The 18,152-nt window shown below is 42.6% G+C and carries 7 protein-coding genes and 1 pseudogene; 5 read left to right on the plus strand and 3 right to left on the minus strand.

The genetic code is table 11. From position 1 onward, the window contains the following. The 3 genes from AAGA18_14420 to AAGA18_14430 form a co-directional block, all read left to right on the plus strand. A partial coding sequence (locus AAGA18_14420) for an IS630 family transposase (GenBank protein MEM9446537.1) occupies positions 1 to 174 on the plus strand: 174 nt, incomplete at its 5' end. A 760-nt stretch (positions 175 to 934) separates the two neighbouring features. Next, positions 935 to 7,105, plus strand: a complete 6,171-nt coding sequence (locus tag AAGA18_14425) for a S8 family serine peptidase (protein MEM9446538.1) — start codon at positions 935 to 937, stop codon at positions 7,103 to 7,105. Positions 7,106 to 7,942: 837 nt separating this feature from the next. Beyond that, positions 7,943 to 10,819, plus strand: a complete 2,877-nt coding sequence (locus AAGA18_14430) for a S8 family serine peptidase (protein ID MEM9446539.1) — start codon at positions 7,943 to 7,945, stop codon at positions 10,817 to 10,819. Between the two features lie 347 nt (positions 10,820 to 11,166). Here the strand turns inward: AAGA18_14430 and AAGA18_14435 are convergent, their stop codons facing one another. Next, positions 11,167 to 13,113 carry a hypothetical protein gene (locus AAGA18_14435; GenBank protein MEM9446540.1) on the minus strand — a complete coding sequence of 649 codons (1,947 nt, stop codon included), beginning with the start codon at positions 13,111 to 13,113 and terminating at the stop codon, positions 11,167 to 11,169. 1,123 nt (positions 13,114 to 14,236) lie between these two features. Then, on the minus strand, positions 14,237 to 14,461 hold the full coding sequence (locus AAGA18_14440; protein ID MEM9446541.1) for a hypothetical protein: 225 nt from the start codon (positions 14,459 to 14,461) through the stop codon (positions 14,237 to 14,239). Positions 14,462 to 15,058: 597 nt separating this feature from the next. On the opposite strand from AAGA18_14440, the gene AAGA18_14445 reads away from it, so the two are divergent. After that, positions 15,059 to 15,787, plus strand: coding sequence for a PEP-CTERM sorting domain-containing protein (locus AAGA18_14445; protein MEM9446542.1), 729 nt, complete (start codon positions 15,059 to 15,061; stop codon positions 15,785 to 15,787). A gap of 1,368 nt (positions 15,788 to 17,155) precedes the next feature. On the opposite strand, the pseudogene tnpA reads toward AAGA18_14445, so the two are convergent. After that, positions 17,156 to 17,553 (minus strand): annotated as a pseudogene (tnpA, locus tag AAGA18_14450) (IS200/IS605 family transposase). Between the two features lie 341 nt (positions 17,554 to 17,894). Here tnpA and AAGA18_14455 point away from each other — a divergent pair. Beyond that, positions 17,895 to 18,152, plus strand: a 258-nt coding sequence (locus AAGA18_14455) for a hypothetical protein (GenBank protein MEM9446543.1), incomplete at its 3' end; no start/stop codon positions are given.

Genomic DNA, 18,152 nt, shown 5'->3' on the forward strand with positions numbered 1-18,152 from the left:
GCTTACAGTCCAGATCTTAACCCCATTGAAATGGCCTTTGCCAAATTCAAAACTCACTTACGACAAGCTGCAAAGAGAACTTGGCAGGAACTACTTGAGGCTGTTGTTGAAGCGTTCGAATCATTCACTCCTCAGGAATGTACCAACTTCTTTCACCATTGCCATTATGTTTAAAGCTAATTCAAAAATGCTCTAGATATCAATAAGCGGTACAATTCGGCGAGGTAGACATATAAACTGTAAGGATGAAAGGCTATAGCAAAGATTTACGTCATAAAAGGATATCAGCGCTTAAAGAAGGTGGAAAGAAATCGGAGGTTTCCCGGAGTTTGGGAGTTCATTTGACAGGCGGTTTTGCTACATTCAAAACTCTTTTACGTCAGGCAGCTAAAAGAAGGAACGTGGGGTGATTTAGTCAAAGCGGTTGCCAGAGCTTTGGATGCCTTAACCACTCAAGATTCTATCCATTTCTTTAATCATTGCCAATATTTCTAACCCTAACTAGAAAATGCTTTAAATTTCTTGGGGTAACTAACTTATGGGTATATTCAGCCCTTTAATGAACGCGGAGTTTAATTGACAAGTGAGTGTATACCGCTTCGTATGAATATAAGCAAAGTAACAACGGTTAGCAGATATTTATATTAATCAATTCACCGCAAAAAGACCTCATTTTTGGGCAAATATAACCAGCTAAAATTCCTTTACACAAGTAGGGTTCAAAAAATAAAAATTTCTAATTATTTGCATCAAATAACATATATTATCTTTACAACTTTATGGCTAATCCATAATTTTATGGTGCATACAGAATTTTAACATCAGTCATGAACCAAATAGTTGATCTGAGGGTTTTGTTTCCTTACTCGCAGAACAACAGCGAAGTCAAAAAAATAAATACAAATAAGTAAGATTACGAATCACATGAGATAAATTGAAAACGAAAAAACAACCTACAATATTAACTACAATCACCCTTTTGGTAACACTCTTGGTAACATTGAGTGTTAATATTTTTATAAACGGAAAGCCAAGTCCTACGCAAAAGGAGTCCAGGGAGGGCCTAGCTGCAAATCAGGTACCCTTAAAAGCCCAGGATCCTAGACATATCGCGCAACAAAGTGCACAGAGAGCCTCCAACCCAAATTCTACTGGCAGCAACTCCAGAAACATGGCAAGTCATAGCGTTGTAACACCTTCATCCACTCAAGGACAAAGCTTTGGTAACCAAACTTTCAAAAATCCAGTACTATCAAAAGCGCTTAGTAAGACCAAGCCCTTGGAAAGCCGTGAAGAGCAAGATCAACATTCAGGTCTTGTCAAAAAGTCCTTCTTATACCAGATAAGCTTCAAATACCCACTAATCAAAGTAGAGCAAACCATCGAGCAAAGCACAGGAAAGATTTTAGATGAAGTAGCCTCTGTAGCTGACCATGTCATTGTCCAGACAGATGCTACATTAAGTGAAGACGAAGTGCGTAATATCGCTTACAATTACGGATATCAAATCCGCAAAAAAATGTTTACAAAGGATAGCTATCTAGTGGAAGACACGAATCCAAGTCTCGATTCGCTGGATAATTTACTTGGCGCATTAGCCCCTGGTAAACATAAAGGAATTATTGTAGCCGAGCCGGATATTATCATCTATTTGTCGGCTAATATTCCGAATGATCCCAGCTTCCCATCGCTCTGGGGACAAAATAATACAGGGCAGGAGGGAGGAGTGGCCGATGCCGACATCGACGCCCCGGAAGCTTGGGATATCACGACAGGTAGCAACAATGTGGTGGTCGCAGTGATTGATTCAGGGATCGATTACAACCACATCGATCTGGCAGATAATATGTGGATAAATCCAGGGGAGATCCCAAACAATGGCATCGACGACGATGGCAATGGTTTTGTTGATGACATCTACGGGTGGGATTTTAACAATGATGATTCTGACCCTTTCGATGACAGTGAGGTTGGCCACGGAACCCATTGCGCTGGCACCATTGGAGCCATCGGAAACAACGCTGAAGGCGTTTCAGGCGTTTCCTGGGATGTTTCCCTGATGGCGCTCAAGTTATTCGATGCCGAAGGTTTTGGTTCGCTTTCGATTGCAGCTGATTGTATCGACTACTCTATTCTCATGGGCGCTGATATAAGCTCAAACTCATGGGGTGCCACCACAGATCTTGCAGTCCTCAGAAGACCACTTCGCAGAGCCCGGGATAACGGTGTTCTCGTAGTAGCGGCAGCCGGCAATGACGGAGATAATACGGACCTAATAGGAGCGGAATACCCTGCAGCTTATGACTTTAACAATATCATCTCCGTTGCCGCGACGAATCGAACAGATGGATTAGCCTTGTTTTCAAACTTTGGCGCAACAACCGTCGACTTAGGAGCACCTGGCACGGAAATACTGAGCACCCTCCCCGGAAATAATTATGGACTTTTAGATGGCACATCAATGGCCACTCCTCATGTCTCTGGAGTATGTGCACTCATTCTCTCACGTGATCCTGATCTGGCTTATCAGGAAGTCATCGAGCGGGTACTGGAGACGGTAGACCCTCTTCCCTCTTTGAATGGCGTCACAGTTACCGGAGGGCGTCTTAACGCTTACGACGCAGTGCGCTCTATTGGCCAACCAGTTATTAAAGTTCTTGATGCAGTTATAGATGATGACAACGCCGGCAGTACCAGCGGAAACGGGGATGGGATCATCAATCCCGGAGAAACCATCGGTATCACCGTCACGCTCAAGAATATTGGCACTGAAAACGTCTCCAATTTGGTTTCATCGTTGTCATTGGACGGCAGTAGTAATGCCTTCACGATTCTTAATAGTTCTATTAATGTAGGAAAATTAAATTCGGGAAATCAAACCACCCTATCAGGACAATTTCTGATCGAAATTGCGAACAACGCACCGACCCCAACTTTCGGAACGTTCGTTGTCACAACACAAGATGGATCGACACCACCAGAATTATGGCAGTATGAATTTGATCTCGGGATATTCATCAATTCCACCATCAAAGGAAAAGTCTTCGCCGAAGATAACTCGGCTCCGATTCGAAATGCAGTCGTCAGCTACTCTGGCCCAGTAAGCGGATCAGTCACTACCAAGGCGAATGGGTCCTACACGCTCGATGTATTAAGCGGAAGTTACACTTTGGCCGTTACTGCAGATGGCTTCTTTGATAGTGACCCACGCGTCGTCAATGTCCCGCCAAACAAGAACGGAATCGACTTTTTCCTGGAAAGACCAAATCTGGTCGTGAGCCCATCGGCAATCTCAGCAACTTTAAATGTCGGTGATCAGGATAGCCGAACCATCACCCTGAGCAATCCAGGAACTGAGGCGTTAAACTGGGATGCCTCTATCCTCCAAGCGGATTCATTAAATTCTATCGCGCCCAACCAAGGTGCTTTCGGTAATTTTGATCAGACCACCTTCCCGATCCATTCAGATAGTAGCTCGGTGCCTGTTTCGACTGAATCGCTTGCTGATCTAAATGGAAAGAAGATCATGGTCTTTTTCAGTTCTACCATCTTATATAATGACATTTTCACCTTTCTAGAAAGCCAGGGTGCCACTGTGATCGAAGGTGAATTTCCAATTACTGCCCAAGGCTTAGAAGGGGTTTCCGTTCTCACTTTCGACAGAGCAATTTATTCAAATGATCCTGATTTTATTCCAGGAGCCGGTCCTGAAGACATCGCAGTCATTCGCGAATGGGTGGCGAACGGGGGAGGATTATTGCTGACGGCAGAGGATCCTGATGCGTTACCTACTATAAATGCCGTCCTAGAGGGAACTGGTATTACAGCGATATCTGGTGATTTAGATTTAGTAACTCTTACGAATATCCTACCTCATCCCATCACAGAGGGTGTTTCAGCTATTTACACGGGGTTGGAGGCATACTATCAGGTGAGTGGACTAGCGCATACCATTGTTTTTGATAATTTAAATCGCTCCAACACTGTCGTCTCGAAATTTGGTGCTGGCAGAATTGTTGCTACTAGCGATAAAATTCTCGAGGACTCCAATTTCTCGCCGCCATCTGGAGACGGGCGACTCTATGCTTCCCAAGCGATTCAATGGCTCGCCGTGGCCACCCAATTGATTGATATCTCCCCCCTAAGCGGAACGATTCCACCAGGGGGCACTCAGGAATTAACATTCAACCTTGATAGCTCAACCTTGGATGCCGGCGTGTATGATGTGGATATCGTATTTGATTGGGACGATCCGAATGACACGGCAACTAGTCTGGTTACGCTACCCGTAGAATTGACCACTCTTGGGTCACCTGAAATTAGCGCTAGCTCCCCTTCTTTAGACTTTGGGAGCGTTATTCGTGGCTCCAGCGAAACCGCCCAGATTTTCATCACAAATGACGGGACTGACATTCTAAATATTCAAAATATAACCTCGAACCGAGACGAATTCATCGTTGATTCCTTTATTTCCTTTGAATTAGTTCCCGGTCAGAGTCGAGTAATCTCAGTAACATTCTCTGCTTCATCATTTGGCAGTTCAAATGGGGTCCTCACGATTCAAAGTGATGCAAGTAATTCTTCAAACCTAACCATTCCTTTATCCGGACAGGGAGTCGTCGGACCGATCAGCACCTTTGATTGGGATGTCATTTCGTCACCACAGAATGTTGGTCAGCCATTCAATGTTTCAATTACCGCGAAAGACTTGTTCGGTAACGTCGTAACTGATTTTAACTCGGCGGTAGATTTAAATGCTTACACTGGAGAGCTGTTCACCACCAATACTATTCTGGATAGTCCGGATAGAACCTTTGGCGTTCGGGCTAATATTAGTGGTAATCGCACTCGGGGCTACTCATTTACACCTGATCAAGATTTAGTCGTGACTGATTTTAGGCATTACAGCGGAGACAAAGTGAGTATTTGGGAAGAAAACGGTAGCCTTATTACGAGCACTTCAATAACCGGCGAATCACGTGTATGGAATGAGACACCACTACCAAATGCGATCGTCTTGAGAGCAGGTATGACTTACCGCATTGCATACTATGCATTGGGATCATCCGAAGGATATTTCAACGAAGACCTGACTTCAACGTTTCCGCATGGGATAATAAATAATTACTACGAAGGACCAGAGGATGCTTTTCCGACCAGCATCAGTCCAGAAGGCGCCAAGTGGTTAGTTGGCCTTCGTTATGAAGTATTGACCGGCACTCCGGTAGCCGTGAGTCCTGCAAGTTCTGCAGCATTCACCTCCGGAACCTGGACCGGCGATGTGACCATTCTCGAAGCGGCTTCTTCAGTCCAACTAGGAGCTCGAGAACCTAACAGCGGGGCAACTGGATTTTCCCAGTCGTTCAATGTTCAGGGTAGTGGCGCGAACTTAGCACCTGTCGTTTCCTTCAACCCTTCATCAGAATTAAACCAAAATGAAGGGTATACTGACATTTACATTGAAGCAGATGCTTCCGATTCTGACGGGAATATAGCCAATGTGAAGCTCTTTTTGGATGATGTTCTGGTCAGGTCTGACAAGAAAGCTCCATACAATTGGTTCGGACAGAAAGATCCTGAGTTAGTTGGACTCGCCCCTGGGGCTTATGAATTAAAACTCATCGCCACAGACAATAAAGGTGCTACTGCTCAGGCTGTTGCCAATCTCGTTGTAGCGGGAGCTGGAGGTAATCTACCGCCTACAGTCGCTTTCAATACAGCGTCCGAATTAGATAAAATTGAAGGATATGAGGGTATTTACATCGAGGCAAATGCCTTCGATCCTGACGGGAGTATAGCTAATGTTAAGCTCTTTTTGGATGATGTTCTGATCAGATCCGACAAGAAAGCTCCATACAACTGGTTCGGAAAGAAAGATCCCGATTTAGTTGGCTTGGCTGCTGGGACTTATGAGTTAACGCTTGTGGCTACAGACAATGAAGGCGCTACCGCCCAGGCAGTTGCTAATCTGATGGTCATGGGAGTTAATGGCAATCAACCACCTACCGTGGCCTTTAATGCTTCGTCCGAATTAACACTCATAGATGGATACACCACCATATATCTTGAAGCAGATGCCTCCGACCCTGATGGAACGATAGACAATGTTAGACTCTTCCTGGATGGAGTCTTGGTGGGAAGAGACAGAAAATCACCCTATCTTTGGAGAGGGGGTAAGTATCCAGATGAGTTATTAGGCTTGGCTGCCGGGACTTATGAGTTAACGCTTGTGGCCACAGACAATGAAGGCGCTGCCGCTCAGGCAGTTGCTACTCTGATGGTCATGGGAGTTAATGGCAATCAACCACCTACCGTGGCCTTTAATGCTTCGTCCGAATTAACACTCATAGATGGATACACCACCATATATCTTGAAGCAGATGCTTCCGACCCTGATGGAACGATAGACAATGTTAGACTCTTCCTGGATGGAGTCTTGATTGGAAGAGATAGAAAATCACCCTATCTCTGGAGAGGAGGCAAGTATCCAGATGAGTTATTAGGCTTGGCCGTTGGGACTTATGAATTAGTACTCCTGGCTACAGATAACGAAGGTGCTACCGCTCAAGCAGTTACGATGCTTAATGTCGAGCAACCCGCCGGGCCCATTCTTTACGAAGCAGAAGGACCAGAAGCAATCACCTCCGAGTCTATTAGTAACAACGCCTCTGGTTTTAGTGGGACGGGGTTTATTAATTTCAAAGGAAATGGTTTCATCGAATGGACTGTTGAAGCAGGTGAGAACCTGGATGCAGAAATAAGCTTTGGTTACTCACTTAATTCTGGAGACAAACCACTCAGAATTATTGTCAACTCAGTAGTAGTTTCTTCAAGCCTAAGTTTTCCAGCTACGGGAGGTCGGAATACTTGGTTAGAGACACAAGTTTTGCCGGTCAACCTTTTGTCTGGCACCAACACAATCAGAATTGAAACCCTTGTATCTGGTGGTGCTAATATTGATTATCTTATAGTCACTCCTCTTGCCGATTCATCTGCTACCCTTCAAGATAATAGCTATGTCCAAGATGGAGATGGTGCAGTGATCAATAACACCCATCGGCGTGCAGAAACCAACGCCCTTACACATGTCTCTGATCCTAAATGAACTATTCGTGGTTTGAGGAGCCGTTCAATTGATGCCACCTTCGAACAAGACTTCGTAAGCAATGCTAAGAATACCTGTCCAACTTTCCTTGGCGATAACCATTCGTGGAGAAAAGAGAATCTGCCGGCATTTTGTCTTCGGCACTTTGCCGGCCTATTAAATCGCTTCTAATAATAATTCCATGATAACCTAGAGTATATGATGGCAAGGGACGACATAGTAGCCACTCCGGAAATAGGGTTGTGGCTACTATGCTGATGCCCAACTTTGGATGTTTAAATCATATTAGCCAGATACAAAAAGAAAGAATTTTCCAAGCTATACCACTCATTACAGAATAGCACGACAGCATATTTATTTGCTATAATTTGATTGAAACATCGAATGACGTGGTAGAGGTTGAAGAGGGTATCTAAGGTCTCGGCCCTGCTTATACAGGCATTTTTAGGTATGAACTTGGAAACATCATCGTTGGTGCTTATTCCCTGTTTTTAAACATTTTACATATCTCCGCCAACTTCAAAACCATTCAAGTTAAATGCCTATTTATTATATTTTCATCTATAATTGGTGCTAATTATTCTGAGGATATGGCATGGCAAACATTCGCTTGTAATGTGAAGCTTAGGAAGCGAATTTTTTCCTTGTCAACGTACACGATTCGTGCCTAAATTTACGACTACTACGTGAATTTACAGCAGATACATTATTTCTTCCAAACAACTGCTTTTTATACTACCTTGGTACAAGGTGCTATATCGTCTTAGAAGAATTTTTATCACTGTATAGTAAAATAAATGCAAATATGAAAGGGCTTTATCGTTTGATAAATTTAAAATGAAAAATAAACGGCATCAACTATACGCTATTATCTTTTATATAACCGCCTTCGTAATCATTACCCTGAGTATTTTTTTAAATAACAGACTAAATTGTATCGAAAGGCCTCTCAAAGAAGGCCGAGATACGAATGAAGCCTCTCGGCAATTGAAATGGGCCAGTCACGCCAACAAAGAGGATGCTGGACCAGGCTCTTATGCTAACTCCAGGAACCTAGCTAATCTCCCCAGTGTGAAGTCCTCTTCTGCTCAAGAACACAACTTTGGCCAGCAATCTTTTAAGAACCCTGAATTATTAAGAATGTTCAACAACGCTAGACTGATAGAAAGTCGTATAAAACAAGATGAAAGTACTGGGCACAACATAAAGTCTTCATTATACGAAGCAACATTCAAATACCCATTCATCAAAGTAAAGCAAACAATTGAGCAAGGTTCAGGGCTTATTCTAGCAGAAATAGCCTCTGTTGCTGACCACGTTATGGTTCAAGTAGATCCTACATTAACCAAATCTCAAATGCAGACTATTGTTGCTAGCCATGGGTACCGAATCCGCAAGAAGATGTTTACTGCCCATAGCTATCTTATAGAAGATACAAACGCGAGCCTCGATTCTCTGGATAATTTGCTTGAGGCTTTAGACCCTAGTAAAGAGGAAGGGATAGTGATAGCAGAAGCAGATTATTTGGTTCATTCAACACTTATTCCTGACGACCCATATTTGGCGGAACTCTGGGGCTTAAATAATCCAGGGCCGCCCTTGTGGGGAGTCCAGGATGCAGATATCGACGCCCCGGAAGCCTGGGAAATTTCTACAGGCACCAAAAATGTAGTGGTAGGTGTCATTGATTCAGGGATCGATTATAACCATCCGGATTTGATTGATAACATGTGGCGGAATCCAGGTGAAATACCGAACAATGGTATAGACGATGATGGTAATGGTTTCATTGATGACGTTCATGGATGGGATTTTTATAATGGAGATGCGGATCCGTATGATGATCATTTCCATGGAACCCACTCCGCGGGCACTATAGGTGCTGTAGGTAATAACGGCAAAGGCTTAACCGGCGTTTGTTGGAGTGTTTCGCTCATGGCACTCAAGTTCCTTAATTCGTATAATACTGGCCTAAATTCCGATGCGGCAGACTGCATCAGTTACACTAATTTAATGAAAGTAGATATCACCTCGAACTCATGGGGTGGGCCCGCAGCATCTGGAATGGTAACGAGCGCCATTCACGATGCCCGCGATCAAAACAGTCTTTTTATAACAGCTGCAGGCAATAACAACCTTAATAATGATACGACGGCGTTTTTTCCAGCAAGTTATAATCTGGATAATATTATTTCTGTTGCTGCTACTAATAGTGATGATCAAATGGCATGGTTCTCTAACTATGGTCCAACGAGTGTGGACTTAGCAGCACCGGGTTCAAATATATACAGCACTTTCCCCACTAGTTATGGATTCGAATATAGTTATCTCAGTGGTACATCAATGGCTACACCTCATGTCACAGGTGTTTGTGCTCTTATACTATCAGTTGCTCCTGATATGCCTTATGATCAAGTGAAAGCTCTAGTCATGGATCATGTTGATCCTCTTCCAAGTCTGGATGGTATGACCGTTACTGGAGGACGTCTCAATGCTTACAACTCTTTATCCAACATAAATGAGCAGCCCACGTTCTTTATCAAAGGAAAAGTTATCGCTACAGAAAACGCAACACCTATATCAGGTGCCGTTGTTGAATATTCTGGCCCTAGTAGCGGATCGACAACCACTCTGGCTGATGGAACCTACTCCCTTAATCTGAGCAAGGGAAAGTATTCTCTCATCGTATATGCTGATGGATTTATTCAAAGTGCATCACGCTCTTTAAGACTGCCTCCGAATAGGAGTGGCATTAACTTCTCACTTGAAAGACCAGATTTGGAAATTGCCCCATCCACTATCGCAGCCACTTTAAATCTTGGGGATCAAATTAGCCAGGTAATCAGATTGGATAATAAAGGATCGGAGAGACTGACTTGGAATGCTTCCATAGCACCGCTCCATTCCGCTGCAAGTAGTGCATCAGAATGGATCGACTTGTCCTCTTTCAAGGGAAAGATTCGGCGAGGGGGTATTCAAGAAATAACACTTACTCTAGATGCTACAAGTCTTACTCCCGGATCTTACACAGCGGAGATTGTTTTTAGTTGGGACGATGTTAATGGTATTATTGAAAGCCGGTTACCCGTAAAGTTATCCATAATAGATTCAACGAGAAACGACCCTCCAATCGTTTCTTTTAAGAGAGCTTCATCTGACCTAGAAATAGATGAGGGGTATAGTTTGATTAACATAGAGGCAAAGGCTAGTGATCCTGATGGGAGTATCAGCCATGTGGAACTCTTTTTAGATGGAGAATCACTGGGTAAGCAAACGAAAAAACCCTACAGATGGAATCAGGGTAACCTTGCATTACGAGGCTTACCAGCCGGAACTTATCAGTTAAAACTTATGGCCACTGATAATGAAGGTGCAACTGCGGAAGCATTGGTCAAACTTAATGTCAATGAAGTTAACCAGCCTCCAACGATTTCCTTTGCAGGCTCATCAAGGCTAAAGGTAAGAAAACCCTATAAGCCCACGGACCTGGAGATCAAAGCAAAAGCTTCTGACTCGGATGGTCAAATAACGGCCGTGAGGCTTTATATAGATGGACTCTTCGTCGGAGAACAGAATGAACGCAGTTACTTTTGGAACGGTAATAATGGTGCTAGACTACTTGGCTTGCCAGTAGGAACATACCAGTTAAAACTCATCGCTGTAGACAATAATGATGCCACTGCTATAGCAGTGACCGAACTGAAGGTTAAATGACTTGGAGAGCATTTTAGTAGTGAGAGAGCCCCAATGCCCCAGAGTGCTTAGCTCGGCCAAGTAAAGGCAATAGACGATCAGCAAATCGATTCTTAACGAATCAAGAGACTATGTGCCGATATGTAAAATCGAGCGTACATTCGTGGGAAGTTTCTTCGTACGCTGCAATCTTGTTCTTTGCAAAGTAAGTTTTAGAGTCCATTGTTAACTCCCGTATTCTCTTTATCAAATATCAGCTTCAAGAAAATTTGCCTAGCGGACACACAATGGCTCAAAACTTAAACACTCATTATCACTCATGTTATCTATTAGTGATAATGAGATGAGTGCTATTATAACAAAATTTTTTACCAACTAGAGTAATCGATTTGTATAAATGATTCTTGAGCTAGGGTTGTTCGAGTCCCGTTACCGAAATTTCCGTATGCATTACGACCTGTAGCCCAATATGTTCCATCAATTTTTAAAACGACTGCAAATGCGGAGCCAGAATCTACTTTAGCTACGTCATCCATAGCTTTAACAGGACTATTCAATGAAGGTAGTGAACTGCCCAAACCCAATGCACCAAATGGGTTTTTGCCAAATGCCCAAAGGGAATTGTCGTTTAAGATGGCATAAGATTGATCAGAACTGGTTGAAATAGATTTAACATGACTCATAACCATAGTAGGGGTGCTTCTATTTTGGAAATCACCTGTCCCTAATTGACCGTAATCATTTCTGCCTACAGTCCATAGGGTTCCATCCGTTTTCAAAATCAAGCTATGATTCGTTCCAGCTTGGGCATCGGCAACGTCATTCATGATAAAAATGAATGACTCGACAATAACTGGTGAATTGGGATTGTCGTTGCCCAATTGACCATAGTAATTATAACCAGTTGCCCAAAGCGAACCGTCATTTTTTACGACTAACGTGTGGGTATTAGCTGTGTCTACCCTTGCAACACGATCCAATAGGTATTGTGGAGAATCATAGCTTGAGTTACTTCTACCAAGACCTAGAACGCTGTTTCTATTATGACCCATAGCCCATAAGGTCTTATCATCTTTAACAGCAAATGTTGTGTTCATACCAGCACTGATCAACGCCACGTTATTGAGATTAGCGATGGGTTTAAATGTCAAGTTTTTATCATTATATCCTTCTATCGTTCTGCCGCATTGGCCATACTGATTACTACCCGTAACCCAAACAGAACCATCAGGTCTCAATGCTAAAGTATGATTGCTGCCCTGCGCGACAGAAACCACGTTATCTAAAGTATTCTGAGGAGTCAGGACGCTACTGTAAATAGACCCCGATGATTTACCGTTTCCAACTTCTCCTGAAAAATTTGCCCCAGCAATCCATAGAGTGTTATCATCCATAATGAATGCAGAACCAAAATCAGTTTGCTTTGAAGCACTGATTTGCATCATTGTGCTAAATGGATGGCCAGTTAATGCTTCCCTAATAGCAATAATACCCACGCTCTCTTCACGATGACGGGTCTCTTGATCGGCAGACTGCTCTTCCTGTATGCTTACCTCAGTATATAAAGTGCCTCCATGATCAAAACGCAAGACACTTGGATCACCACCCCTTGTTTGTACGGAACCCAGAAAGCTGTTGACGCCAAAAAACGGAAAGTTTAGCTGATGCCATTTATTTGTAATGTTGTGATAAGTCGTTGCATAGATTTCTATGTCATCCACTGCTTGTGTTAATCCTTGCTGAACTGCAATATAAGCTATTCGCTCTCCTGCCAATGGGCTAAGGTTAGCTTCTTCTGCACTCAATCTAACTTTAAATTGGTCTTTATCCACATTCTTACTTCTTGAAAATACAGCGTTACTGTTATTCTGGGTAACTTTAGATGTGAAGATTATCGGAACCTCCGGAAAGTCTGCCGTGAATACTTGGGTTTTTGTTGAATCCGTCACTCCCTCTATAAATCCAGCTTCAACATAGATTTTTCCTAAAAAGAATGATCCTGCTTCCACCACAAGATAGCTTACTGTTTCGCTAGTATGAACGCCATCCAGGTAATCGAATTCCTTTACCTGCATTTCAAAACTCTGAGGTGTGATATTTCGTATATTAGCAAATGCTGGTTCAGCATGATTGAAGGATCGAATATTAGCTATGACTACCGGGTTGTTAAATTCGCCGTCGATTTCAATAAGTTTCCAACTGTCAGGATCATTTTGTTTTATGATAACCTCTCTTGATTCAAAGTAGCTACTCTGCGAAAAGATAAGTGGTTGTGTTAAAAATAGTAAGGCTATCGTATGTAATAATTTTTTCATCTTTTTATTATTTATTATTTTTCAAATAAATGTGGTTTTATTTTTCCCCAATTTATTAAATCGCATCCTATTTTTGAGCTATGATATTTGCAGGTATAATTATTTGAGCAAGTAAGAACACATCGTAATCCAGATTTGAATGAGCGATGCATTTTAGCTAATTGCGATGAAAGAGCTGATTTTGGAGTTCTTCTTGAACCATTAGATAGGGTGCCTAGAAGCCTGAATGATTTAAATTCAACAGAGATACGGACTCTATGAAGATAGAGCAATACCACTGATCCATATTAACCGAGAAGCCCAATATTACTGCCTCTGAACATGCGGCGATGGGCATCTGGATAAGGTCAATGGTATACTAGAAGAAGTAATATGAGTAGATGTAAAAAGATTTAAATGCCAGTCCAACCTTTCGAACAAGGCAAGGTATCCTTTTGATATGATATTAACTCTGCTTATCCACTGCTATGTTCATGGGGCCTTTTTCTCGCGAAAGTAGACCGAGCTACTTATGGGGATCTATATGCTAGCTGGCTCAATGACAACATTCATCCTGAGCATAATACTATCTGCAAGTTTCAAGTTGAGATTGGCTAAGCCATCGATCTCCATGTCAATGTCCAGAGTGAATCCAAGCAAAATCAACGTCTCTATGATTTCAGACGTCACAAACGATAAAGGAGGCCAAAACCTAGAAGATAACCGATGTTATTCCAGGAGAAATGAATCACAAAATTGGCACTTATCTTTGTTACCCGTGGCTACTGCTACAGGCTTATCTAAATCGAATGCTAGTAACACATCAATTGCTAAACTGGCAAAAGCTGCTTTTCACATATAGATTGAAGGAATTAAGTAAATTATTCTGTTATAGAGGAGATGAGTTAACAATAATCAGTTTTGTCTCCTTTCTTATATGCAAGTGGACTTCAGAAGCCTGTTTTACAGCAGCTGATAGTGAAGCTATCTAGCCCTGTTCTAATTCAGGTGAAAACACTGCAAAAATTTTTGCTCAGAACAGATGAAATCACGCAAAAATGAAACTAAAACTTTGCAGAATCAGGATAGAGACGATATCATATAAGAGAGTTATGAAATATTTAGCCGCCATTATTATCTCTATCTATCTGTTTTCGGATGGGTCGACTTGGCAGCCAGGATCCCAAAGCAATTGTTGCCATTCAGAGCGAGAAACTAGCACTCTCTGTTGCCTGGACAAAGGTGTCGTTGAGAATTGCAGTTCGTGCAAGGGATGTGTTCCTTTAACAGACATACCGTGTTCTAGTGCCGATGGTTCATCACTGTGCCATTGTTCGTGCTGTGTGACAACTTCGAGCTCTACAGGCATGATTGCTAATTTCTATGGATTGGTAGTGAACCCGAATATTTGCGAATTTCTTCGTTTCCCTGCAGGAAAAATAGTAGGTATTAATCATGAGCCTACTAAGCCTCCTCCGCAGTCTATCATCTGATCCCTTATGTTTGGCTGAAGCTTGTAGCTTTAGAGTATTCATTAATTCAAGAAGGAGAAATAAGATGAAATCATTACGTTTCGTATTTTTGACATCAGTTCTATTACTTACAGCTGGCTTGCACACTGCATTTGCTGCTGGAAGTTGCACCAATTGCCCTAAGGATAAGGCTTGTGCATGTGCTGATTGTAAGTGTGATTGCTGCAAATAAAGTTAGCTAATCATCTCATAAAATTCGAGGGATGCTTTAAGGAATTGAAGCATCCCTCCTTTATCTTTATGTCATGCTCTGTTTTACCCTGAGTATCATCTAGGGATATAGATCCTACACTTTATAAATTTAACTTCTTAATTGTTGACATACTGCAGTAATGTTGTTTACACTAACGATCCGGTAAGAAATATGTTGCTTAGCCTGTGTTCAAAACCTAATCACAACTTTTAAAAAACAATCAATAATTATCTAGTTTATTATGACAAAAACAATCAACAAGCTTGTACCTGTATTTATCATTATTGCATTCACCTTGAACGTACGAGCCCAACTCGTAGTCGATTTCACGAGCGCAGGAGCTAATCCTGCAACATCTACATTAACAGTTGATATACTTGAGGGTTCGGCAGTTGCTTCGGGAACCAACAATCCAGGCACTACCGGAGCATTCTCCACTAGCACTGCAACAGGCACATTTGAGATATTAATATCACCTGTTGGCGATCCAGAAACCAATAGCTTTGAACCACTGACCTGGGGAGGCATTGTCGACACCAGCACATCTTTTATTGATACCAATAACTCAGGCTGGGGGGTAAGCTCTACGGCAGCGGGAGATGGAGGAAATACTTCCCCCGGGGAAGCATTACTCTTTTCCTTTGACTTATCTGGTCTCAGTCTCGGGGTTGATGAAAGATTGGTTTGGACTGGGTTCACAGTTGCTGGTTCGGGAGGTAATAACACTGTCTTGCATATCCAAACAAGTGCCACATCGGGAAGCCTTGTTGCCACAGGAACACCTGGAATTTTCAACCAAATTATATCCAATGGCGATCTCTTTGCTTTGTCAGCAACAGGATCAGGTCAAAAGCGTTTCGAAACGGCTACCTTTGATATTGTAACTATTCCAGAACCTTCAACGGTTTTCCTAACAGCTGCAGGTGTTGGAGCACTGCTTCTCTTAAGAGGCCGCTCCAGTAAAAAATAAACCAATTTTAGTGAGATATTAAATGCAGAGTTCTTTTGAGGAGAACTTTGTTTATTGACAGCAGGACCGTCAAATTTAGGGATGATAAAGCATCACTAAAGCAGCTTGGCAGAAGAGGGCGGATCTCTTACCAAAGCATCGATTTCCAGCCTTCTCTCGACTTAAACAGGTGAATGACATGCCGAATAAGAGTTGTTCGGTACAACAGCTGGTCGAGATGGCACAAAGCTGGATGCTTGGTTAGCGTCTCTTAAAAAGGCCTTAGGCAAAGCAAACAACTGAGGGAGAATAGAGCAGGGCCATGAGAAAAAAACTGCAAAGGGTATGATGAATACAAAGGCTCGTCAGAAATCAGAAGTAGTAGCCCCCGAAATAGTCAAAATCAGTTCCTGATGGACAACCTCGCTGAGATGTTAGATTTTCGGCGGAGCTTCTACCAACTTGCCTGGAGATAAATTCGAGTGAGTTTGAAGACTTCTTTGATAAGCATTATTCCTGCAAAGAGTGTCCCGCAAAGCTTACACGGCTTATGGTAAGATTGCTTATCTTAAAACTGCTCTATGATTTAAGTGATCAGAAGGCGAGGGAAGAGAGTAGGGGGACCTTACGCTCTTTAAGCAACGCTTCGACTGCATGAGCCACTCTTGCGAGCACTCCCTTTGTCACTACTCCGACTACCCCCCCGTCAACCTACGACTTGATCGGAGGGTCCAGCGGAAATAAGTGATACTGGCAATATGTATATTCTCGTCCAATCATAATACCTTGCACAAAACTTTCTGGATTTGATCCCCTGACACTGGCCCCGATCTAAGCGGTATGGTGCTCCGCACAAATCGTTTTTGGCTTTCCCGGTCAAGCCGTGAGATGACGGAGAGAATGGCGGGATGGTAAAAAAGAGCCAGAGGAATAGAGTAAGGCAGCGTGCAGCCTTTAAGCAACGCTTGGACTGTGCTCGATTTTGTCATCCACCATGCTGCCCTATGTCGCCCTCCGACTATTCTCTTGGCATTGTCGGTGGACTCAATCTGTACACCTTTGTCACTACTCCGACTACCCCCCCACGTCACCCTTCGACTTGATCGGAGGGTCAGGAGGCAGTGGCTTATAAATACTGAAAGCTTGGATTAAGAAAACAGAGAAAATTTCACGGAATTGATGGTCGGTGTCCTTTTCTGTTATAAATTATTTTACCATGAAATAAGACATAACGGGTGATTTTTGAATCATTTCGTTCTTAATGTGCTATTTGATGACAAGTTTTGTTCAGTAATCATATCTTCATGTGATGGTTTTCTCTTACTGCAATTATTTCGGTATAAACAAAATCTATAAAAATAAACTTCCCGCGAGCTTACACTCGGGGTATTAGCCTAGTTCAAGCATAGCTTGTCCGCCGTCTTGATTACCCTGTATTTTGATGTATCGGCGAATAGTCTCTTCATTTATCGCTACTGTAGAGACAAAATAACCTTCCGACCAAATACCATTGGTCCCCCAATATACCTTTTTGAGGTATTCAAACCTTTGCTTGAGCCCTTTGCTCATGTAATTCTTACTGCACTACCCACGCTCGTCTGTGGGGGTATCCACATAAATATATGAACATGGTCCTCATTGTGATTAAACTCTTCTATTATAATTTGCGGGTAGTGCATCTCTATCTCTTTTATCTTCTCCTCCAAGTACTTACATAACTCCCTCCCCCGTTGAGAATCCCTCTTCGATACTTGATCGGAAGGACTACATGATACTGACAACACCATACACAATGATTCCCTCGCCGATACTTCACACCCCCATCTTACTACCAAGACGGCGCTTACTCTACATCCCCGTGCTTACGCACGGGGTATTATTCGCGAATAAAAAATTCTCTTTTCAGTATAATTAGAGTGTGTATTAAATGACTTGGCTTTTATTTTCTTTATGACAATTGTGATGTCTTGAACGCCGAGCATGAAACTTTTTAGAAGGTTCGTTCGAGTTTAATCGAGATCATTTTGTTTATAGACATGCAAAGGCGCTACATATGTGAAGTTTCCCTCCAATAGGAGGGGTAGACTGAAAAGGAACGACAAACTCTTAACAGGACAGGACTATCTAAATGATACAACTACTAGTATCCAAGCAAAGCTCATGCTTTTCCAAAAGAGCTCTGAAAGCAAAAAACACGAGGGTGGCCTCAGGCGACCATTTGAGGAATAGAAACAACCCAGGATTGATCGGCAGTTTATCTGGACGAGCCATGGCTCTTGCATGGGCTTGGGTGACTTTGTTTTCAGCGCATGTTGGGTTTGCTGGTGATCTTGACTTTGCTGATCATTTCACTCCATCTGACCTGGCTACTGCCAACCAGGGCTAC

This window comes from Verrucomicrobiota bacterium (assembly GCA_039192515.1).
Taxonomy (GTDB): domain Bacteria; phylum Verrucomicrobiota; class Verrucomicrobiia; order Methylacidiphilales; family JBCCWR01; genus JBCCWR01.